Raw genomic sequence first — 21,761 nt, 5'->3', positions numbered from 1 at the left:
GGCCAGGGAGGCCTGTTTTCAGCTACCGGATGAAGGAGAGCGCGATGTGGAGATTGGGAGCGGGAATACTTTTGCCCCTGTTATTGGGGTCGACAGCCATCGCTGGTAATCACTGGAAAGTCCAGCTTCCCGGTGGGCTGATGCGTTTTCAGGGGGAACTGATTGCTGAAGCCTGCTCCGTGGAAGCCAGGGATCGGCATCTTATGGTGACAATGGGGCAGATTAGCAGCAACCGGTTTCATTGGGTCGGTGATGAGGCAGATCCCGTTCCCTTTGATCTGCACCTGCAGAACTGTAGTACCAATGTCAGCCGCAACGTCGGGGTCATGTTCCAGGGGATCGCTGATAGAAAAAATCCGGATGTACTTTCTGTTGGTGAAGGGCCGGGTGTCGCCACCGGTGTAGCAGTGGCGCTGTTCGACGCCAGTGGTCGGTTTATTCCACTCAATACAGCTCCGCAGTACTGGACAGCATTGCAAGAGGGGCCATTGATCCTGCATTTCGTGGCGAAATATCGTGCGACCGAGCAGTCAGTGACCGGCGGGGTGGCCAATGCCCAGGCATGGTTTGCGCTCACTTATCAATGAGTCTTCTGCTGGACGAAAAAATGTAACAACTGGGTTAGACAACTGCGGGGTTTACGGAACTTTGCCGCGCAGTGGTATGGAGGTCAGATCCTGATGGACGAGGTGTATGTGACAAGAAGAATGATGTGTGGAAAGGTGATGGCCGTAGTGATGACCTTGGCTGTGGCTGGGAGTATTGGCGCGGCAACCGCAGGGGTCGGCTTGGGGGCTACGCGGGTGGTGTATCCTTCAGATCAGAAACAGGTAACTCTGGGAGTAAGCAATAACGATGATAAAGGCACCTTTCTAATTCAGTCCTGGGTAGAAAATGCAGACGGTCAGAAAGATGGCCGGTTTGTTATCACACCGCCATTGTTTTTGATGCAAGGCAAAAAAGAGAACACACTGCGCATTATTGATGCCACCAATCACAGTCTGCCAAAGGACCGCGAGAGCCTGTTCTGGATCAATGTCAAAGCCATCCCGTCACTGGACAAATCACAGCAGCAGGATAATACCCTGCAACTGGCCATTACCAGCCGTATCAAACTCTTTTACCGGCCCCGTGGGCTCAACATCGCGCCAGACAAGGCACCGGAGCAACTGCGTTTTAAACGTAGTGGGAATGTACTGTCGATTGTCAATCCAACGCCCTACTTCGTGACGCTGACCGAGTTGAATGCCGGGATCCGGATTTTGCCAGGCACCATGGTGCTACCGATGGACTCGGCTACCGTTACGTTGCCAGCAGATGCAGGAAGCGCCATTACCTACCGGACTATCAACGATTACGGTGCACTGACGCCAGCGATGAAGGGCGTGATGCAGTAAGGCATGGAGCCGCCATCCATTTCATAAAAATATAACCAGATAAATCAGGCAGCCGGGCGACCTGTATCGAACCGGAGGGATCATGCTATACCTGAAAAACTGCACGGACAGTCGCAGAGTTATGAAAGATAACGACAAGGATGCACCCATCTATAAGCTGACTTTGACGCCTTTAGCCATCATGTTGTTGGCATTGTATGGCGGTATGTCAGCGCGAGCGGAAAACTACTTTAATCCCCGTTTCCTTGCGGACGATCCGGCGAAAGTGGCCGATTTGTCAGGATTTGAAAGGGGGCTGGAGGCACCTCCAGGTATCTATCGTGTCGACATTTATATGAATGACGGGTTTATGACCACCCGGGATGTCACTTTCCGAACTGATGCTGATAACAAGGCCCTGGTGCCTTGTCTGACTCGTGGTCAGTTATCTTCAATGGGAGTTAATACCCAGGCGAGCCCGGAAATGACCGCGTTGGCGACAGATGCCTGTGTACCCTTGACCTCCATGATCAAAGAGGCGTCCAGCCATTTTGATGTTGGGCGGCAGCGCCTGTCTCTCAGTGTTCCCCAGGCTTTTATGGGGAATACTGCCCGTGGCTATATCCCTCCCGACCAATGGGAAAACGGTGTTACCGCCGGTTTACTCAACTACAGTTTCACCGGGAATAATGTCCGCAACAATGCCGGAGGGACGAACAATTACGCCTTCCTTAATCTGCAAAGCGGCGTGAATCTGGGAGCGTGGCGGCTGCGGGATAACACCACCTGGAGTTACAGCCGCGGCGGCGGAACGGCATCAGATAAAAACAGATGGCAGCATATCAATAGCTATTTGCAGCGGGACATTGTGCCTCTTGGCAGTCGTCTGACAATGGGGGACGGCTTTTCGCCAGGCGATATCTTTGATGGGATAAATTTCCGCGGTGTGCAGATGGCTTCAGATGACAACATGTTGCCAGACAGCAAGCGGGGATTTGCTCCCGTTATCCATGGTATTGCCCGCAGCACGGCCAGGGTATCCATTAAGCAGAATGGGTTCGAGGTTTACCAAACCACCGTGCCTCCAGGGCCCTTCACCATTAATGACCTTTTCGCGGCGGGAAACAGTGGTGACCTGCAGGTAACCATTCTGGAGGCAGATGGTTCGACTCAGGTATTTACTGTGCCTTATTCATCGGTACCGGGGCTGCTACGTGAAGGGCACGGGAGATATGCCGTGACGGTGGGGCAGTTCCGCAGCGGCAACGATCAACAAGAGAAGCCAACCTTTGGCCAGGGCACTCTCCAGTGGGGGCTTCCTGATGGTTGGACGGTGTCCGGAGGGACCCAGCTTGCCGGGCGTTATCGGGCTTTCAATGCCGGGCTGGGTAAAAATCTGGGGCGTTTCGGGGCCGTGTCGATAGACACAACACTGGCTCGGGCCACATTGCCGGATGACAGCACGCATCAGGGGCAGTCTCTTCGTTTCCTTTATAACAAGTCATTAAATGAGTGGGGAACCAATTTCCACCTGGTGGGTTACCGTTATTCCACCAGTGGCTATTTTAACCTGGCTGACACCACCTGGGGCCAGATGAGCGGCTACAGCATAGCAACCGATGAAGGTGTTATTCAGGTAACCCCGAAACTCACCGATTACTACAACCTGGCCTACAACAAACGTGGGCGGCTGCAGTTGTCGGCGACTCAACAGGTCGGGAGAAATTCGACCTTGTATTTGACGGGGAGTCATCAGACTTATTGGGGAACCGGTAAGGCGGATGAACAACTGCAGGCCGGTTATAGCGGTGCATTGGACGATATCACTTACACCATCAGCTACAACCTGACGAAAAATGCCTGGCAGCCAGGTCGCGACAATATGCTGGCTTTCAACATCAATATACCGTTCAGCCATTGGCTGCGCTCCGACAGCCAGTCAGCTTTCAGACGTTCGAACGTGAGCTACAGCATGACTAATGACCTGGACGGAAGGATGACCAATCAGGCAGGGGTTTATGGCACGTTGCTAGATGACAACAACCTGAGTTACAGCGTACAGACCGGTTACGCCGATGGCGGGACGGGAACGTCAGGCGGTACAGGGAATGCGGCGCTGACTTATCGGGGAGCCTCTGGCAATGCCAACGTAGGGTACAGCCGCAGCAATGGTTATAGCCAGCAGTATTACGGACTGAGTGGCGGCCTGCTGGCTCATGAGAATGGTATCACCCTAAGTCAACCGCTGAACGACACGATGGTACTGATCAGAGCGCCTGGCGCTGGCAACGTGTCGGTGGAGAACCAGACCGGGATACGTACCGACTGGCGGGGATATGCCGTACTGCCTTTTGCCATGAATTACCGGGAAAACCGTATTGCACTGAACACCAACACGCTGGCAGACAATGTCGATCTGGATGAGGCAGTGGTAAGGGTTGTACCTACTCACGGTGCGGTAGTACTGGCTGATTTTAAAACGCAAATCGGGCTTAAGGTATTGATGACCCTGACCTACAAAGGGAAACCGCTGCCATTCGGGTCGGTGGTGTCTTCCGATAACGGTCGTTCCGGAAGCATTGTTGCCGACGGAGGGCAGGTATATCTGACGGGGCTGCCGCTCAGTGGCGACGTGAAAGCCAAGTGGGGCGAAGGTGCTGCCGAGCAGTGCGTGGCGAGTTACCAACTGCCGCCGGAAAGCCAACAGCAGGCACTCAGCTATATGACGGCAATATGCCGGTGATGCAAGGCAGGAGAGACGAGCAATGAGAAAACAACTTTATATCCTGTGTCTGCTGTCACTTTTCACCGTCAGGATAACGCTGGCGGCAGACAGTACGATCACCATTACCGGAAACGTTAAAGACAATGCCTGTTCTGTGTCATCGGGTTCACAGGATTTTGTCGTGGATCTGATGGCTAATTCGGCAAAGCAGTTGTACATGGTGGGGGCGACTACGCCGATGGTGCCGTTCAATATCGTGTTCGATCGATGTGGCGGTATGGCAATAGCCGTGAAAGTGGGCTTTACGGGGGTGGCAGATAGTGACAATACCACCCTGTTGAAAGTTGACGGTGGCGGCGGTGCGGCAGGAGGAATGGGAATACAGATCCTGGATAACAACAGGAATGCCATTACTCTGAACGAGGGGGCCAGTGCGTTGGATTGGTTGACCCTGACCGGGGGGCAGTCCAACACGCTGTATTTCTATGCGCGTCTGATGGCGACCCGATCACCAGTTACTGCCGGGCTCGTCAGGGCGACAGCAAACTTTACCCTGGAATTTCAGTAACCGGAGAGAAGGGATATGAACACAATAAATGCCGGCCTGATTGCTGGGTTGCTACTGATAACTTCGGTACTGACCGTGAATGCGGCTGATGTGACCATTACGGTTAACGGCAGGGTGGTCGCAAAACCCTGTACGGTATCTACTGCGTCAACGATGGTCGATCTGGGGGATTTATATACTGTCAACCTTGTGTCAGCAGGTGCATCGTCAGCGTGGCACGATGTGACACTGAACCTGACAGGTTGTCCTGTGGGAACCTCTAAAGTAACGGCAACATTCAGCGGTACTGCTGATAGTACCGGGTATTACAAAAACCAGGGAACCGCCGGGAATATTCAATTGCAATTGCAGGACCTCAGTGGAAACACGCTGAATACGGGTGCAGTGAAGATGGTTCCGATAAGCGATGCAACACTTTCAGCGAGTTTTCCGTTACAAGTCCGGGCGCTGACGGTGAACGGCAATGTGACGCAAGGGAGCATTCAGGCAGTGATTAACGTTACTTATACCTATGCCTGAGCAAGGAGAAATAATGAGATATAGCAACCTGAAAAGAAGTAGTTCGCTGCGAGTAGTAATGAGGCCATCAGTACTTTTCGCCTTGTTGGTGGGGTATTCTGCGAGCTCGTCTGCCTTTACCTGTTATGACTCTACCGGCATTACATTACACAGTGAAGCAGGAACGGGGACGGCAAATGTGCGCGTTAATCTGTCACCTTCTGTTGCGATTGGTCAGAATCTAATGGTGGATTTATCCACCTCCATTTTCTGTAAAAATGATGCACCTGGCGTCAGAAACGACCTGGTAAGTATGCAAAGCGGTTCAGCGTATGCTGGGATTCTGAGTAGTTTTACTGGTTCGGTTAACTATTATGGTTCGGGTTATCCATTCCCGCTCAATTCGGCCACGGGTAGCCGAAACTTTACATCCGGGTCATATACTGGATGGGATACGCAACTTTATTTAACGCCGACTTCTGCTGCCGGAGGGGTGGTAATCAACAGCGGTACGCTTTTTGCTTCCCTGGTTATGCGTCAGGTGGGGTCGAATGTGAACGGAGGGGGTAATATTGCTGATGCGACTTTCACTTGGAATTTGTACGCCAATAATGATGTTGTAGTCCCTACCGGTGGTTGTGACGTCTCTTCCCGGGATATCACCGTGAACCTTCCGGATTATCCGGGAACCGTGCCGGTGCCGCTGACGGTGCATTGCACCCAGAACCAGAATCTTGCCTATTACCTGACCGGGCCAACGGCAGATGCGGCATCCACCATTTTCACCAATACCGCATCTTCTTCCTCTGCTGGGGGAATTGGGGTTCAGCTTTCCAACAGTAGCGGTGTTATTGCAACCAACAAAAATGTGGCACTGGGTAGAGTCGGGACTTCGCCAGTAAGTTTAGGTTTGACCGCCTCCTATGCACGAACTACCGGTCAAGTCGTGGCCGGTAATGTAACGTCAGTTGTTGGCGTGACCTTTTTATATCCATGAATATGTGCCTGAACGCTGACATGCTTCAGGCTGAAAGCCTCACTTTGTTTGGTTATCTCTACATGAAAAAACATTTCTGATATACGGCAGACATAGGAATTGTCTGCCTCGTTTAAAGGGAAGGAGACATAATGAATGTACATATAATTTCCAACGATCTGTATATGTTGGCCGGTTTACGATGGTTAATGAAAGAAAAACTTGGGATAGCAATAAATAGCCGTGCGATTGATCTCAGATCGCACAATAAAGCTTATCTGGATCCCAATCGTGTTTTATTAATTTGTGTCGACTCTGAAAGCGAAACTATTGCTTTACTCTCCTTAATTACAGAAACCAATAGTAAAGTTATTATCATTGGGGAATGCGCCAGTGATGAAGCGCTTAGCCATTATTGCGGCTGTCATTATATTCCAAAAAATAGCAGCGTAGAGAATTTTAATACGCTATTCATAACAATTATGCACGCTAGCGAAATGCAAATAAAAAATGTATTAACAACGCGCGAGAAAACCGTGTTGAAAGAATTATTACGGGGTAAGCCAGGGACGTCAGTCGCCAAAAAACTTGATATTTCACCAAAGACCATTAGCGCACACAAAAGGAGTGCGCTGCATAAGTTGGGGCTAAAAAACATCAACCAGGCAATATTAATTTCAAGAGTATTGATCCACCAAAATATCAAAGAATTTATATATTAGCGATAACATAATAAAAGGTGACGGGGTTTGAATGTCCATGAAACAGGAACGACTGGGATCATTCTCGTTCAACCCGTTGTAAGCCACTCGTGATCCGTTTACCCAAAGGGGATTGTCAACCAACCTGTCTGCCGGAGATCACGAATAATACATAAATATTACAAATTCATACTTTTGCTAATTTATGCTTAACAAAAATTTATTGCCATCAAAAAAACAGCAACGCACAATTAACCCCTTAAATCATAAGGTGATTTACCCCGGTGCGTGACAGATTAATCAGATGGCAGGACTATGGACAGTACAGTGAATAGGGGCAGTTCTTACCTGACCCGATATACCCTGGATATAAATGACAGCGCGGTCAGGCCAGATGTACTCCGCTTTCGTGGCACTGAAACGCTCAGTAAACCCTTTAGCTGGCGAATTGAATTCACCACGCCACAGCGGATCCCTCCGGAACAGGTACTGATGAAGTACGCCAGCTTCACTATGCGGGACAGCAAGGTGGTGCATGGTGTTATTACCCGCCTGGAATGGCTCTCCACCAATACCGATGAGTCCCATTACAGCGTTACCCTTGAATCCCGCCTTGCTCTCTTGTCCCGCTCCCGTCGCTGTACCATCTACCAGAACCTCTCTGTACCGGAAGTGGTGGAGCAGGTGCTGCGTGCTCACGATATGGAAGGTCCCGACTTTGAGTTTCGGCTTTCGCGCCAGTATCCCGTCCGGGAACTCATTACCCAGTGGCGTGAAACCGACCTTGAATTCATCCAGCGAATCCTTTCGGAAACGGGTATCTGGTTCCGGCAGGGGATGAACGATGTTACCGGGCTGGATTTGACGATCTTTGGCGACAGCCAGCTTCACTATATCTTTAATGGTGTCCTGCCGTATCACGAACCGTCTGGCCTGTATGACGGTGCAGAGCTGTGCTGCTGGGGTGTCCGCACCTGGCATAACGTCGTGACGGGTAAAGTCAGCACCCGTGATTACCATCCTCGTTCCGCCTCTGAACCCATGGATACCGCCGTTTCCGTGCGTTCGCCTGCCGTTACTACGGGCGAGCATTACCGTTACGCTGAACCGTACCGCGAGGCCGGAGACGACACCGACCCGGAGCCAGAAACCGAAAGCGGTGCCTTTTACGCCCGCATTCACAATGAACGTGAGCTGAATAAATCTGCCCACGTGCATCTGTTCAGCAACGCTTACTGGTTAAGTCCGGGGATGGTGATCGACCCCAGAGGCGTTAATTTGCGGGACCTGAGCGATGGCGTGATTATTACCTTCACGTCCTTCCTTGGCTCCCGCGATTCCCGCCTGCATGTCTCTGTATGGGGGATGCCGTACCGTGAAGAATATTGTTTCCGCCCGGCTGAAATCGCCCGTCCTGAGATCCCTTGCACCCTGCCAGGACGGGTGGAAAGCCGCAACCCGCATGACCAGTACGCCCATCTGGATGAATACGGTCGCTACCGGGTGCGGATGGATTTTAATCTCGACGACTGTGAGCCCGGTTACGCTTACCCGTGGTTGCGCCTGATGAAGCCGGTCACCGGCGATGAACACGGCTGGCACATGCCGCTTCTCGACGGCACCGAAGTGGGTATCGCCTTTCATAACGGCGATCCGGACCGTCCGTATATCGCTAACGCTTTCCACGACTCAGAACACCGTGACATCGTTAACCGCGACAACCGTAGCCAGAACATTCTCCGTACTGCCGCCCGCAATGAACTGCGTATGGAGGATAAGCGGGGCGAAGAGCATATCCACCTGTCAACGGAGTTCGGAAAAAGCCAGCTTGGGCAGGGACATATGGTCGATGCGCAGGACAAACCCCGGGGCAGCGGCTTTGAACTCAGGACCGATGAACGCGGCGTGATACGGGTGGCCAAAGGGCTGTTTATCAGTGCAGACGGGCAGCAGAAAGCCGCCGGAGAAGTGCTGGATATGGACACGGCACTGCGGGAAATCGATATCTGCCTGCAACAGATACAGCAACTGGAAATCGCTGCCGAGCAGGTTCAGGCGCTGACAGCCGACGTTGACGCCCAGATTCGAATGTTTAATGAACGCCTCAAGCCGCTGAACGAAACCCTGCACTTCTCGGCTCCGGAGGGTATGGCGTTTACCTCCGGTGAACATATGCAACTGGCCGCGGCTGAAAATGTCGCCATTAACGCCGGGGGCGATATCAGCGTGGGCGTGATGGGCAATATGACCGCACTGGCAGGTGACAAAATCGGCCTGTTTGCCCAAACGGGGCAACTGAGCCTGAAATCTGGCGAAGGTCCGGTAGAGATGCAGGCGCAGGACGGCAATCTGCGACTGTTTGCAGAGAAGAAGCTGACCATTGCATCGGAAGGCGATATCTCGTTTACCGGCAAGAAACGCATTGTGCTGATTGGCGGCGGTAGCTACCTGAAGCTGGATCAGGGGAAAGTGGAGTACGGAACCATCGGCACATATCTGCGGCGGGTGAAACGGACGATGAAGGCGGCGGCAAACAACGAGGAAATAAAAATGCCGGTTGTGCCGCTGGCGGACGGCTACAGCGAATTCTTTATTATCCGGGATCAGCAAACAGGTGAACCCCTGAAAGCGTTTCCCTACACATTGTCGGTCAGTGGCTCAACGATCTCTGGCAAAACCAGCAACAAAGGGCAAACCCAGCGGGGCTGGAGCCGCCAGAGCGAAGAAATTGAGCTAATACCCCATCCTGAACAATTCCACCGTGAGTTGTTCAGCGCCAGTTACTGGGATAATACCGCTTCCCTGCCACTGGATTTTTCAGACACTGACAAAGAGGAAAACTAATGGTTACAGGGAAGAAAACCGCCAGTCTGCCGGGTACACCAAAGAAAAAAGTCCCTACCGTTAAAGATCCCACCGGGACCGTTGCAACGGTCACCAATCCGCTGGATTTATGGTATCTGTGCGAGAAGGTCAATTATGCGCTGAAATATCCGTCCAAACGCTCTGACGGGCAATTAATGTATCAGCGTAAAGTGACGAGGATGATCCGTCAGGATGACAAAAATTTCAGTTTCCATTTTCCGTACATTGGTGAAGTCGGTTATGACATGACACAGGCAATACCGTCCCCACTTATGAGTAAACTGCGCCCGAATTGGCCAAGCAGTTTCCCTCTGTCACAATATCGCCTGATAAAACAAGGGCATGAAAGCCGCCTGAGAGAAATGGCCGAAGGCAAAGTGGAGCGCGTTATCGAGCTACTGACGCGGGATGAACTGGAAACACTGCCAAAACCGGGACCGGAAAATGTGGTGCTGGATGATGCGCTGAATGTGGTGCTCAAACGCAGGGGCAGTTTTCGTATTCCCGATGTTATTCGTATCAGTGATGTCAGCCTGGTGGGCAAAGCAGCGTTCAGCCAGAGCAATATTCATACGGTGATTGAGATTAAGTTTCCGGGGGATAAATTATCCTGGCAACAACAAAGAGCTTATGAATTTATAGCAGGTAAACTTGGAAAATTTCGCTTACTGGAAACTGATGTCTGCCAAGTGGACGATAAACGCCAACGGGAGTGGATACGCGATTCGGTTCAGGAACCAGTCTATAAACCGATAGCAGACGCGCTGGGAGAAACGGAGAAAATCTGCATCCGGCCTGATGTGCCCGCTTATCATCTGCTGGAGGGGGAAATGGAGCAGGAGTTCCGCGAGGTAAGGCAGCATTTTGACAACCTGGCGGGGGACTACTGGGTGCCTCCAACTGGTATGACGGTGCATACGTTGAAACCGCAACGGGATGCGGCCGAGGTTGCTCAGGAAGCGATAGACCATAAGCGGGCCGCCGGTTTTCTGGGTTCTTTGCTGATTGGGCCGGTGGTGGTTGTCCCGGTAGTCACTGGCGCGAGTGTAACGGCAGTGGCGGCAGGTGAAAGCCTGACGGGAATGATTGCTGGCACCACCGTGCAGTATGTCAGAGCCGTCACCACGTTTCTTGTGCCTGCCGGTGGCGTTAGTATGGCAACCGCTGCTGAACCTCAGCCTTCTTCCTCATCCATCCTGAAGCAGCGTCAGGATTTTGTATATTGGCCGAACTAGGGAGACAGAATAATGGACTTTTTTGACAAATTTAAGCAGGCCGCATACGAGTTTACCTACGGCGCAGAAGAGGATGCTGAGCATCATAACGCGTTGCAGGTAGGGTTGGTGGCGTGTTTTTATCTGGATAAAGGTTATACCCAGGAAAACCGGGTCCGAATTGCCGAAGCCTATCAGCTTTACCACAATGAATATGGAGAAAAGCTGAAATGGGGGTGTATTAACGATCCAAATAAAGAGCAGGATTACAGTAGTATTTCAGTCAGAGAATTTAAAGACACTATTGCCAACAGCTTTGGTGATGATCTTGACTTTATTTGGTCATCTGAAAGAGGGTATCGTTACGCGAGTAATTATCACGTAGAAGTTAATTCTCCTGCGGGCTGGGTTGATAAAATCCATAAGCCAGTAAGTTATTTTGGTTTTTATCTTCCAGTATCAGAGTTGAAAAATAGAGAACATTTGGAAAATTTATTATTTCAATTTCTCAATATACTTAAACCTATGCATGGTGTTATGGGCTTAGGTTTACAACAGTGTTATGAAAGAGAGAGATATCAGCATCTTGAGTATGAGATTGGGCAAGAATTTCTTGGGCTGGATATTATTAATTCTAAGACAGATAAGTATTCCCGAACCGGTATTCACTCAGTAAACTGGCAGACATTTTTCAATAATGAGTGGCTGAAAAAACTGGGTGGAATGTCGTATCTGTGTGGTGCACTCAGTGATCCGGAAATTAAGATCACTCCTTATGATGGCGGCGTAATTATTCAGGCTGGCGAATGGCCTGAGTTGGGTTGGGTGAATGATACTCCCTACCCTGAACTCTATGTCAAAGTGAATAAAGTTCTGAAACCCATCAGGGCATCAGAAATCGGTAGTCTAGGTTATGGCTCCATTGCGGGTGAAATTCGCTATGATGATAATTCAACGGCTAAATGGTTATCTCGTTTTGACGTAGAACTCCCGTCTCTTGCCACTGTTCCTGCAGCCAAAGATCCTGTTCGTATCACTCGCTGGACCGATGAAACGGCGCCTTATGCCGGGCAATGGGCAGCCATTGTTAACGGTATTACTGAATATATCCAGACCCGCGAAGGGCAGAAGATGCCTGCCTTTGAGGATAAATACGGCAAAAAACACCTCGCTTGCTGGTCGCTATTAAAGCGGGATGATAAGGGTAGTGTGTTTGTCATGCCGGAATAAATGCTTTGTACATTGATCGCAACTGAAACAAAGCAATGATCGCAATATTAGACTGCTTGAATATGAGTTGGGGTGCACAGTCGCTAGGGACGTGCAGGCGCTGCATTCTGGGACGGCACTGGCAGCCCGTTAAACAGGAGCAGATATGAAATTGCAGGATTTTGAACTGAATTACATCGAGAAATGGTTGCCGGAAGCGTCGGTAAAGTACAAAGACGGCAGCCCGGCGGTTAATCTCGGTCTGATTATTACGGTGTTTTTTAAGGACGGACATACGTCAGAAGTACGCCGCAATATGGTGGAATGCGTGGATCGTTTTTATGCGGAGTTTAAGCCGCATCTGAAAAAAACTCTACCGGGGAAAAAATGGACGGCTATCACAGCAAATAATTATACCAAACAGAAACAGGCAATACTTGATTCCACACCTGAAGAGATATTCGACTGGACACTGAGCAGTGCTACTGAGTCGTACCTGGCTCCAGATTACGACATTCTCATAATGGGTAAGCGTATATTTCATAATGAGAATGATCGTTCAGTGATTAAGCTGACGCTTCCGTTGTCATTGCTGAAAGAGCCGAATGGCAAGAAGCGTTATCAGGCCTGGTTGATGTGGCTATGCAATACCTTTGCGGTCGAAAGTGGTTATGCGGGACTGTCGTTTGCGTTGCCTTATGCGTTCGAACGTATGTTCCCGTATGAATTTGCTCTGGCGCAGCGTTTTTCCGGTGTGATGGTGGATTCCATAGGTACTCTTGAAGGTGGTGGAGCGGTCATTGGTCTGAAAGGTACCTGCTGGTATACCATTCTGGGCATGCCTTGGCTGGAAAAATTAGGTGGTGCAGAAAGGTTAACGCATCGTTTAGCGAAAACGCCGGAAATTAGTCTGCTCCCTTATAATAACGGTATCATACTTAAGGCAGGGGAACTTCCTCCTGCTCTGGGAGAGCTGAATTCCGAAGGTTTATCGCCACTGCTGGTCAAAGTTAATCAGATGATTAAGCCTGCACGTTTTAGTGGCTTACGCTCGTTACACTTCTATTCCGAATATGAAGGACATCAGTTCGATAAAGAATCCACGATGAAATGGTACAGGCGTTTCGATGAGGCCAGCGCCCTGTTGGATAAAGCCGAAATCGGGAAATCCTACGAGCCTGTTCGTATTACCCGCTGGACCGATGAAACGGCGCCTTATGCCGGGCAATGGGTAGCCATTGTTAACGGTACTACTGAATATATCCAGACCCGCGAAGGGCAGAAGATGCCTGCCTTTGAGGATAAATACGGCAAAAAACACCGCGCTTGCTGGTCGCTATTAAAGCGGGATGATAAGGGTAGTGTGTTTGTCATGCCGGAATAAATGCTTTGTACATTGATCGCAACTGAAACGAAGCAACGATCGCAACATTCTTATCCGCGCATTAATGTGGAACACTTCAACGAGCGTAACCTAATATTACGCCGTTTTTTCGGTAATCAGCAATTAATGTATCGACGATTTAGATAGCAAATTAATTACCAACACTCCGGCAACAATCAACCCCATGCCGATAATCGCTGGCAGATCCAATTTTTGCTGATAAATAAATAGCGCGGCAATAGAAACCAGCACAATGCCCATCCCAGACCAGATGGCATAAACAATCCCCAACGGCATAGTTTTCACCACCATCGAAAGTCCCCAAAATGCAATGGCATAGCCCGCCACGACTACCAGAGAAGGCCATAGCCGGGTAAACCCTTCCGAGGCTTTCAGCATTGCCGTTGCGATCACTTCTGCGACGATCGCCATCGTTAAATACATAAATCCAGTCATTGCTATGTTCTTCTGTATGTATAGCGTTCAATTGTTATAAAGCGCGGAGATTAAATTAGCGTTAAACCATGAAAACTTATGCCAGGACGATAAGCGCGGTATCCGTACTCAAGTTGAAGTTCCGGCTACTCGCTTGTGCTGGGCACTTCCTGCTCATGCTTTTTCATTATGCACGCTTCCTCACATCAACCTTAGCCATCAAAATTCCTCAGATAAATAAGATGATTTCACCTGATAATCACCGTATTTATTACATGACCAACGTTATTCCAGTCGAATTACTTTTCAACTTCAACCAACTGGTGGGAGGCATCCGCAGTCAAATCAAGGGCATAAATTTTCTTCAGATCTTCTATAAGGGCCAAGTTTTGTTCACCAAATGCGCATTTACCTTCAAAAGCATGTAACACAATCCCTTCGATGAGGTCTCCTAAACTAATGTCGTGATACTCGGCAAGGGCTTTTAGTACCTTTAAGATACGTTTTTCAATACGAAAACCAGATTGCACGCGCTCTACAGTAAATGAACCTGCATTGTTTTTATCTTGATTAATAGTCACTTGGCTAACCTCATTTATTGTTACGTTTCATCAGTCCTATGGGACAGGAGGCAACTCGGTAATGTACGTTATCTTTCCATGAATATTACAAAGTTACATTGTTACCAGTGTAACCTTGTGCAAGAAGAGTAGCAACCGTTATTTCCTTAGGGGATTAATCACCCTTTCTTGCAGTGAGTCCATAGCGTGCTTCTATCGCGCCAGGAAGGCATTCTTTGATCACAAGCGGAGGCAAAACGTAGAGTTCTATCGGTAAAAAACTGACGGAGAAGGGCCAGCTGTGTTATCAAAAAATACGCCAGCCGTTACTGAACCTTGGTATCCTGTGTGACCGATATTTCTAACCTGGAGATGGGCAGTGATTTTACGTCGTGCTAGTTTCTCGGGAAGCGGGTTCATTGTAAACACTGCGAATCAGTTACGGTAACACTCCTTCTTGAGGACTCATTCATGTCTCAAATAAATAAAATCCACATAATGGGTGCCTCTGGTTCAGGTACCACCTCAATTGCAGCACGCTTGGGCAAAATCACAAGTTATCAGCACGTAGATACGGATGATATTTACTGGCATGACACCACGCCTCCCTTTACCGTTCCCCGTGAATACCAGGAAAGACAACAGCTATTACTGACCGCATTAACAGCAAACAAGCAGTGGATATTGAGTGGATCTCTTTGTGGCTGGGGGGATATGTTTATCCCTTTTTTCGATCTTGTCGTCTATGTGTACGTAAAGAACGATGTCAGGATCGAACGTATCAGGAAGAGGGAATTGGCAAGATATGGTGAAGCCATTTCTCCTGGCGGTGAATATTACGAAAAATCCCAGAACTTTATTAAATGGGCTTCTGCTTATGATACTTCTACAGAAATAAGTAGAAATGTGTACAAGCATAAAAAATGGCTTGAAAGAATGGAGTGCCCTGTCGTTGAGATTACAAATCATGCAGAATGTGGCGATGCTGTGAAAGCAATAATGGCTCACTTGTAAATCCCCCCAACGATTAACTAAATCATCAGGGGGATTCAGCGCGAATAGAACCGCATCTCGCCGGTTTATTTATTGCGCATCTTTACCGTATTTCAGTGAGCGTGGGCCATACAGAATGCCATTGGGTGTGCCAGCAGAAAGTAATCTGTAGCTGGTTTTACCGGCAATATCGTGGCTCTTGTCGGCTAGGCTGTTACCAATCTGCTTAACCATAGCAACGATCAACATGCTCCATAAATCACCGGAATTTGAGTCATTCTCAGTACTTGAGGCCGTTGCCGATCCGCTCCACAACAATTTCCCATCTCTGAGATCAACCAACTTGGCGCTGGCGGTAACCCGCGTGTCGCTGGTAATAACCTTATAAGACGTCCCATATTGACTCACCGTCAGATATAATACGGCATCTGCACCAAAAATCTGGTGTAGTTTTGTCAGGCTAACCGCATTGATGTCGTTCGCGTTAGTCACACCGTTTTGTTTAAAGGTTTCTTCTACCACCGCCACCGGGAAAACGTAGTAACCCGCCTCGGCCAACGGTAATGTCACCTGAGATAATAAGCCATGACTGGCTTCGACTTCAGGTGATGAGTTTTGCGGTAAGAGAACCAGAATACTTCTCGGTTTACTTTGTTTGAATGCAGAATAGTCATGCTGAACGGGTTTGACACACCCCGTCAGCAATAACGCAGCAATGAGGGTAAAGAGAGCAAAAATAGGTTTCATTTAAAGGTATCCTTATTTTTGCTGGTCAGATAGTCCATAAACGGCGCGGATTCCGGAAATTTGGTTTTTTCCGTGTTGAATTCTGCCATGGCGAGATCAATATGACCGGTATTGGCATAGAGCATTCCCAGATGGGCATGTAATCCTGGAGGCACTTGCTGATTGCTTGCATTTGATTTTTCTATGCTTTCTTTCAACTCGCCGATCTGTTGCATTGGGCTGGTATCGTCGGATTTATAGTATTGATAAACCACAGACTGATATTTATCCCAGTTGTACATGGGTTTCGGTGTATCAACGCAGCCCACCAATAAGGCAGTCGCTAATAGCACACTGATTTTGTGTGGAAATTTCATTCTTAAACCTATCCTTGGTTATTAGTTGGCAGGTCGCCATGCTCCGCTTTCAATCCCGGTAACCAGATTATTCACTGCTTCACGGATTGCCAAATCCAGCACTTTTCCGTTCAATGTCGAATCATAACTCGCCGTGCCGCCAAACCCGATGACCTCACGATTGGAAAGCTCATATTCACCCGCACCCTGAGAAGAGAACACGACCTCTGACGTTTGTACGTTGACCACGTTCAGGTTCACTTTGGCATAGGCAATCTGCGATTTTCCACGCCCCAAAATACCAAATAGCTGATGATCTCCAACCTCTTTACGGCCAAATTCCGTCACGTCACCCGTAATGACGTAGTTAGCGCCTTTAAGTTGCTGCGACTGCCCTTTGATACCAGCTTCTTCTTTTATCTCAGCCATATTGGCGCGATCTAACACATTAAAGCGCCCGGTTTGTTGTAAATGGGTGATAAGAATGGTCTTGGATTGATTCCCCAGACGATCAAGCCCATCCGAAAAGATACCACTCATATAGCTTGAGCGATTATCAAACTTGCCAACCGAAATAGGGCTACGCTGACCTTGATATTGCGTGCCATAAGACGCAACTTTAGCGACTTCCAGTGAGCGAGAAGATTCAGTGGCGCAGCCATTGAGCAGCGTCGCAATCACCAATGTCGATCCCAGAGCTATTTTTTTCATCATTACACGCACTTCCCTATATTTTGGTAAAAGCACATTCTTGTGCCTATTGAGTAATTTATTATTAATTCTTATCGTTTGAAATGGGCTTGTTGCAAAAAAAAGCAGACGACGCTCACACGGGTCGTTTCTCATCACGCCCCGTGAACCAAAATGACCCATAACGAATTCAAGTGGAAGCACTTCACGCCGAAAAACATCCCCTTTGGGGGTTTGATACTCATCGGGTTGGGAACTCACGATAAGCATCAAACCTCTTTTAATAACGGGATTTGTCTTCGCGGTAAGTCCCTCACGCGCCGGAACCCTGTCGAAGCAGACGATATTTTACTTTTTCAGCCGCTGATTTTCCGGCCAGAAACGCATGATCAGAATTGTAATATTCCCATTCACTGTACCGTCCCGACAATAGAATATCCTGTCGCAAGAGCCATTGGCGGACTATTTCAACATTTTCCGTGCGGCTATGATCGTACACCACGTAGGCATAGGGAATGTCGATTTGGTTCGATGTGATGATCGGATCCTCTGCCGTAAATATGCCAACAGAGATGCACTCAGCAATACAACGATCAATGAGTTCCTGTCCGTCGACAGGCAGCGGCTTCATCGGGGAATAACTTATCTCGCACGTCAGGCCACAGCCACCGGGGGGATTGCATGCGGGACTGGTATTTCCCTGCACGAAAATACGATGGAAAATGGTACTTCCCGGATAATAAATCCAGTGTTTGTCTGTCAAATTTGCGCGCCCAATTCCCAGGTTTACACATCGGACTGAGATGTGACGTAAACCATTTGCGGCAGCCCTGACTTCCGCTGGCACGTCATCCCCCATCAAACGAATAAGTTCCGGCAATGGCATCGTGCTGATCATCTGCTCATAACGATATTGCCTGCCATCGGCCAACACGGCGATATGTTCACGGGGAAGTAGTTGTATCACCTCCGCTTGCGTCTCAACGGTGCCTTCGATATGCGGCAGGAAACCAGACATCAGCGCCTGAAAACCACCTTGAAGTGGGTAGCCAAAACGGGCATTCGGCCCCATTGGTTTTCCTGTCGGCTCCAGGGCCCCTTCAATAATTTGCGCCAGATCGGGGAGCGGAACCCGTCCGCCAAGCCATGAGGTCTCCATGTCCGTAAGCGGGATTGTCCATAGTTTTTTATTGTAGGGAATAGCGAAATGCTTCGCGATGCCTGCTCCCCAGGTTTGATAGATGAAGTGCTCGAAATTATCCGGCTGGTTTTCCGTCAGCCCCAGTTGCTGTTCAGGACTGTCAGGAACCGATCCATCCGCACAGCAGTCTGTCCGGGCTTTGCCGTCATTGGAGATACTTTTATCGGGCATTATGTCATTGGAAACCCGGTGGCTATTGCGTACTTCCCCTTTCGCTCGTGGGGATTGCGGGAGGTTACCCGTTATTGCCATGAGTCCATAGCGTGCTTCTATCGCGCCAAGAATGCATTCTTTGATCACAATCGGAGGCAAACCGTAGAGTGCTCCCTGGAATGGATAGCGGGTAAAAATGCCATCGGTATAAATCCAGGCCTCGCGCGCCTGCCAGTGAATATTTTCTCCCAACAGCATGTCATACAGCTCAAGGACATAAGGATCATTGGAAAACATGATATGTCCTGCATAATCGAAGGTGAAACCCTGATCTTCTATTGAACGGCACCATCCACCCACTGTCTCGTTGCGTTCAAGCAATACGGCATCAGAGCCATAATGATACGCGGCGCTGAGTCCGGTCGGACCCGCACCTAATATCAGACATTGTGCGGACAAGACGCTTTTTGAGTGTGGAGGCATGAGCCGCAACATCGGCTTTTTCTGCGAACCTTGATAGGTTGCCTCCATTACCGGTGTGGTTACGTCATTCTGCAATGCGCAGAGGGTGAGCGCTTTTTCTACCAATGAATGCATTTTCTTCGCAGTGGTGTCCCATGATGTCCCATCAACGACAGCTTTCATTTGATAGTGCTGCTCCTGTCGGGCTTCTGATGACATCGCTAATGCGTCTTCACAAGCGCCAATGAAACCAACGTGATCGTGACCAATGGCAACCACATGCCCATAAGGTTTCACTACATCCGTAATGGCGGTACTGACAATAGGCAACCGTGCGGCCATGTATTCAAGCACTTTGGTCGGGCTGATAAAACGGGTTGAAGCATTCAGTGCAAACGGCATCAGACAGACATCCCACCCGGCAAGGAACTGAGGTAAAGCCTGATAAGGTTGCATTCCGAAGTAATGGATATTCGCTCGTTTCGGCAGGAGAGCATGATCGATTTTCACCACCGGTCCTACCATCACCAGTTGCCAGTGCGGATGTGCATCGGCCAACGCGGCAAGTAAATTGAGATCCATGCGTTCATCAATAACCCCACAGTAACCCAGGCGTGGGTGCGCCAATGCCTGCTGGAGCGGGTGATCGTTGGTTCTATCCAACGCTTGCTCGAAGTGGATCGCATCGACGCTACTTGGGAAACAGTGGATATTATGGTGCCGACCTACTTTGGCGGCATACAGACTGGGGCCTCCGGTAAATAGCAGATCGGCACGGGCGAGCAGGGCTGATTCCCGCTGTAACAATTGTCTGGGTGCTTTTTCGAAGGCGGCGAGTTCATCCATGCAGTCATAAACAACGAGGGAAGGATTGAACGCCGACAGCAAGGGTAATGCCATCGGGGTATAGAACCAGACTATCGGTGCGTCATTTTCGGCGATCAACTCTGCAATCAGAGGGTGTAAATGCGCTATTTGCCCATCATGAAAACCGGCCTCCTGCGAGGGGGTATGTGGCCTGACAACGGATATATTCGGTGCTGGCTGGGTGATAGACAATCCTGCTGGTTGCGGGTCGAAAACAGGTTCTTCAATGAAGACAATCCGATAATGTTGAGCCAGACGAGTCAGCAAATGTTGGGGGCGTTGAAATACAAAATCCCAACGCAAATGGCTAAAAACATATAAATTTTTCATGATATAAGTGCTTTCCTCGGCGTATGTCGGTTTACAGAATCGGGTTTGGAAAAGATCCAGAATATGCTGCGCCCGCAAGAGGGCGGCGGCATAGGTGGAATCCAGTTTTCGAGCCAGTGGATCAGGTCCTTTCCGGTCGAGATCCCATAGCCCACTGCGATTCCAGACGCTCGCATCTTCCCAGTCAGGGCGATCTATTGCGGGATAGAGACAAATACCCAACACATCGACGCCTGCTATTTGTGCTTGTGCAACATCAGCTGCAATCTGACCAATCCAGGCCCCTCGTCCACTACCCACATGGCTGGTTTCTGCCAGCAGGATCGGGCGCTGATAACGATGGTAAAGTTCGAGCAACATTTCATGCAGGGGTCTGCGGCGGTTGTCACCCAAATGCCACCACAAACGTTGATTGCTCCCGCTTTCCCACTGATTATCGTGGTAATAATTGGCTCCAATAAGATCCAGGTAACGCGGTGCACCCCCCAATTCCGGTTCCAGTTTTCCCGACAGCATGTCCCATGACTGAAATTGGGCGTTATGCCAGTTCAGGACGTTTTGCCTCCATTCAGGGCTGTTATCTGGAGGGACCATATGAATGATCGGATCACAGTGTAAAATGCGTGCGCGCGGATCTGATGACCAAATAGCTTCACTGGCGGCGATGCTTGCACGAACCAGTTGTCGTTTACTCTCTTCCCCGCTCTGCTCACTGGACAGCTCCGAGCAAGGAAACAGCCCCACCGATATCCCCCAACTTGTAAAAGATATTTCATTCACCGGTGAATAGACTGGCGGTTCAACATAAAAGGGCAGCAGAAAACGGGCCAGCGCACCGCACAAACGGGCGAATCGAGGAGCAAAATCTGTTGCAAAAATATCTATGTCCTCGGGCCAGCCGTAATGGCAAACCGTCCAGCAAATTTGAATACCAGTTTCATTGGCTGCTTCCATTCTTGCGGCGACGGAAGAAAAATCATATCCCTTGCTGCCTTCGACCAAACGCCATCCAACGCTTTCACGTACAGTGGAAATATTGAAAGACTTGAGTGCCTTATAATCTTCCCGTACACGTTCAATATGACCTGTTGCTTCATTCATCGAGAGTGACTCGCCCAATCGGTTACGATGATCTGCTCCCTCATAACCTGCCTGCCAGAACGTTTTAAAAGGAGCCATTGCATCTCCGCTATTAATTCTTGGGGTGGGATCGCGTTTACCTTGCTTGTATTGTTGATAATAAGACGCACAAGACATATCAACGAAGCACGTCAATTTTTACCTTAATAAAAAATCAGAAGACGTTACGTAAGAAATTCAAAATATTTCATTGATTAATCTCCTCAACTCATATGAGGATAATTTTAGGTCTAAAGTTCTTGTGAAAACTGGCGCATGGGCTTGAATAGTTTATATCTTTGATAAATTATGTATCAAATTTTCATCATATGTTTTTGGGGAATATCTCAGCT

Annotated in this window: 17 protein-coding genes and 1 pseudogene; 12 read left to right on the top strand and 6 right to left on the bottom strand. The window is 49.2% G+C overall.

From position 1 onward, the window contains the following. Positions 1 to 44: 44 nt before the first annotated feature. From DRI82_RS20390 to DRI82_RS20340, 11 genes and pseudogenes are all read left to right on the top strand, one after another. Positions 45 to 587 (top strand): fimbrial protein, encoded by a 543-nt coding sequence (locus DRI82_RS20390; RefSeq protein WP_114195746.1) that lies wholly within the window; start codon positions 45 to 47, stop codon positions 585 to 587. Between the two features lie 123 nt (positions 588 to 710). Beyond that, on the top strand, positions 711 to 1,397 hold the full coding sequence (locus DRI82_RS20385) for a fimbria/pilus periplasmic chaperone (RefSeq protein ID WP_245956892.1): 687 nt from the start codon (positions 711 to 713) through the stop codon (positions 1,395 to 1,397). 121 nt (positions 1,398 to 1,518) lie between these two features. Beyond that, entirely contained in the window at positions 1,519 to 4,119 is a 2,601-nt protein-coding gene (locus DRI82_RS20380) for a fimbrial biogenesis usher protein (RefSeq protein WP_245956891.1), read from the top strand. Positions 4,120 to 4,141: 22 nt separating this feature from the next. Beyond that, on the top strand, positions 4,142 to 4,669 hold the full coding sequence (fimF, locus tag DRI82_RS20375) for a type 1 fimbrial adaptor subunit FimF (protein ID WP_114195743.1): 528 nt from the start codon (positions 4,142 to 4,144) through the stop codon (positions 4,667 to 4,669). A 15-nt stretch (positions 4,670 to 4,684) separates the two neighbouring features. Beyond that, complete coding sequence (gene fimG / locus DRI82_RS20370; protein WP_114195742.1) at positions 4,685 to 5,188, top strand: type 1 fimbrial minor subunit FimG; 504 nt, start codon at positions 4,685 to 4,687, stop codon at positions 5,186 to 5,188. 58 nt (positions 5,189 to 5,246) lie between these two features. Beyond that, the gene (locus DRI82_RS20365) at positions 5,247 to 6,164 is read left to right on the top strand and encodes a fimbrial protein (RefSeq protein ID WP_114195741.1); all 918 of its coding nucleotides are present in this window, start codon (positions 5,247 to 5,249) and stop codon (positions 6,162 to 6,164) included. 131 nt (positions 6,165 to 6,295) lie between these two features. After that, positions 6,296 to 6,865, top strand: a complete 570-nt coding sequence (locus DRI82_RS20360; RefSeq protein ID WP_114195740.1) for a response regulator transcription factor — start codon at positions 6,296 to 6,298, stop codon at positions 6,863 to 6,865. A 294-nt stretch (positions 6,866 to 7,159) separates the two neighbouring features. After that, positions 7,160 to 9,688 carry a type VI secretion system Vgr family protein gene (locus DRI82_RS20355; protein WP_114195739.1) on the top strand — a complete coding sequence of 843 codons (2,529 nt, stop codon included), beginning with the start codon at positions 7,160 to 7,162 and terminating at the stop codon, positions 9,686 to 9,688. After that, positions 9,688 to 10,362: pseudogene (locus tag DRI82_RS24805) on the top strand (VRR-NUC domain-containing protein); the annotation flags it as partial. The gene DRI82_RS20355 and the pseudogene DRI82_RS24805, both read left to right, overlap by 1 nt. A 594-nt stretch (positions 10,363 to 10,956) precedes the next feature. Beyond that, complete coding sequence (locus tag DRI82_RS20345; protein ID WP_114195737.1) at positions 10,957 to 12,153, top strand: type VI immunity family protein; 1,197 nt, start codon at positions 10,957 to 10,959, stop codon at positions 12,151 to 12,153. A 145-nt stretch (positions 12,154 to 12,298) separates the two neighbouring features. Further along, a complete protein-coding gene (locus tag DRI82_RS20340; RefSeq protein WP_114195736.1) occupies positions 12,299 to 13,516 on the top strand; it encodes a DUF3396 domain-containing protein in 1,218 nt (405 codons plus the stop codon). A gap of 123 nt (positions 13,517 to 13,639) precedes the next feature. On the opposite strand, the gene DRI82_RS20335 is transcribed toward DRI82_RS20340, so the two are convergent. Together DRI82_RS20335 and DRI82_RS20330 are read right to left on the bottom strand one after the other, a co-directional pair. Next, on the bottom strand, positions 13,640 to 13,972 hold the full coding sequence (locus DRI82_RS20335) for an SMR family transporter (protein WP_114195735.1): 333 nt from the start codon (positions 13,970 to 13,972) through the stop codon (positions 13,640 to 13,642). A gap of 278 nt (positions 13,973 to 14,250) precedes the next feature. Next, positions 14,251 to 14,532, bottom strand: a complete 282-nt coding sequence (locus DRI82_RS20330; protein WP_211317698.1) for a hypothetical protein — start codon at positions 14,530 to 14,532, stop codon at positions 14,251 to 14,253. Positions 14,533 to 14,982: 450 nt separating this feature from the next. Between DRI82_RS20330 and DRI82_RS20325 the strand changes: the two genes are divergently transcribed. Next, positions 14,983 to 15,525 (top strand): AAA family ATPase, encoded by a 543-nt coding sequence (locus DRI82_RS20325; protein ID WP_114195734.1) that lies wholly within the window; start codon positions 14,983 to 14,985, stop codon positions 15,523 to 15,525. Between the two features lie 69 nt (positions 15,526 to 15,594). On the opposite strand, the gene DRI82_RS20320 is transcribed toward DRI82_RS20325, so the two are convergent. The 4 genes from DRI82_RS20320 to DRI82_RS20305 all read right to left on the bottom strand — a co-directional run bounded on the left by DRI82_RS20320 (position 15,595) and on the right by DRI82_RS20305 (position 21,468). Then, positions 15,595 to 16,251 (bottom strand): DUF799 domain-containing protein, encoded by a 657-nt coding sequence (locus DRI82_RS20320; RefSeq protein WP_114195733.1) that lies wholly within the window; start codon positions 16,249 to 16,251, stop codon positions 15,595 to 15,597. Beyond that, complete coding sequence (locus tag DRI82_RS20315; protein ID WP_114195732.1) at positions 16,248 to 16,607, bottom strand: DUF4810 domain-containing protein; 360 nt, start codon at positions 16,605 to 16,607, stop codon at positions 16,248 to 16,250. Before DRI82_RS20315 ends, DRI82_RS20320 begins: the two co-directional genes overlap by 4 nt. A gap of 21 nt (positions 16,608 to 16,628) precedes the next feature. Continuing rightward, positions 16,629 to 17,300 carry a CsgG/HfaB family protein gene (locus DRI82_RS20310; RefSeq protein WP_114195731.1) on the bottom strand — a complete coding sequence of 224 codons (672 nt, stop codon included), beginning with the start codon at positions 17,298 to 17,300 and terminating at the stop codon, positions 16,629 to 16,631. 289 nt (positions 17,301 to 17,589) lie between these two features. Continuing rightward, a complete protein-coding gene (locus DRI82_RS20305) occupies positions 17,590 to 21,468 on the bottom strand; it encodes an NAD(P)-binding protein (protein ID WP_114195730.1) in 3,879 nt (1,292 codons plus the stop codon). Positions 21,469 to 21,761: the final 293 nt, after the last annotated feature.

The organism is Edaphovirga cremea, from assembly GCF_003332275.1.
GTDB classification, from domain to species: domain Bacteria; phylum Pseudomonadota; class Gammaproteobacteria; order Enterobacterales; family Enterobacteriaceae; genus Edaphovirga; species Edaphovirga cremea.
The sequence above is the reverse complement of the archived record's forward strand: the minus strand, read 5'-3'. Positions and strand labels throughout refer to the sequence as shown.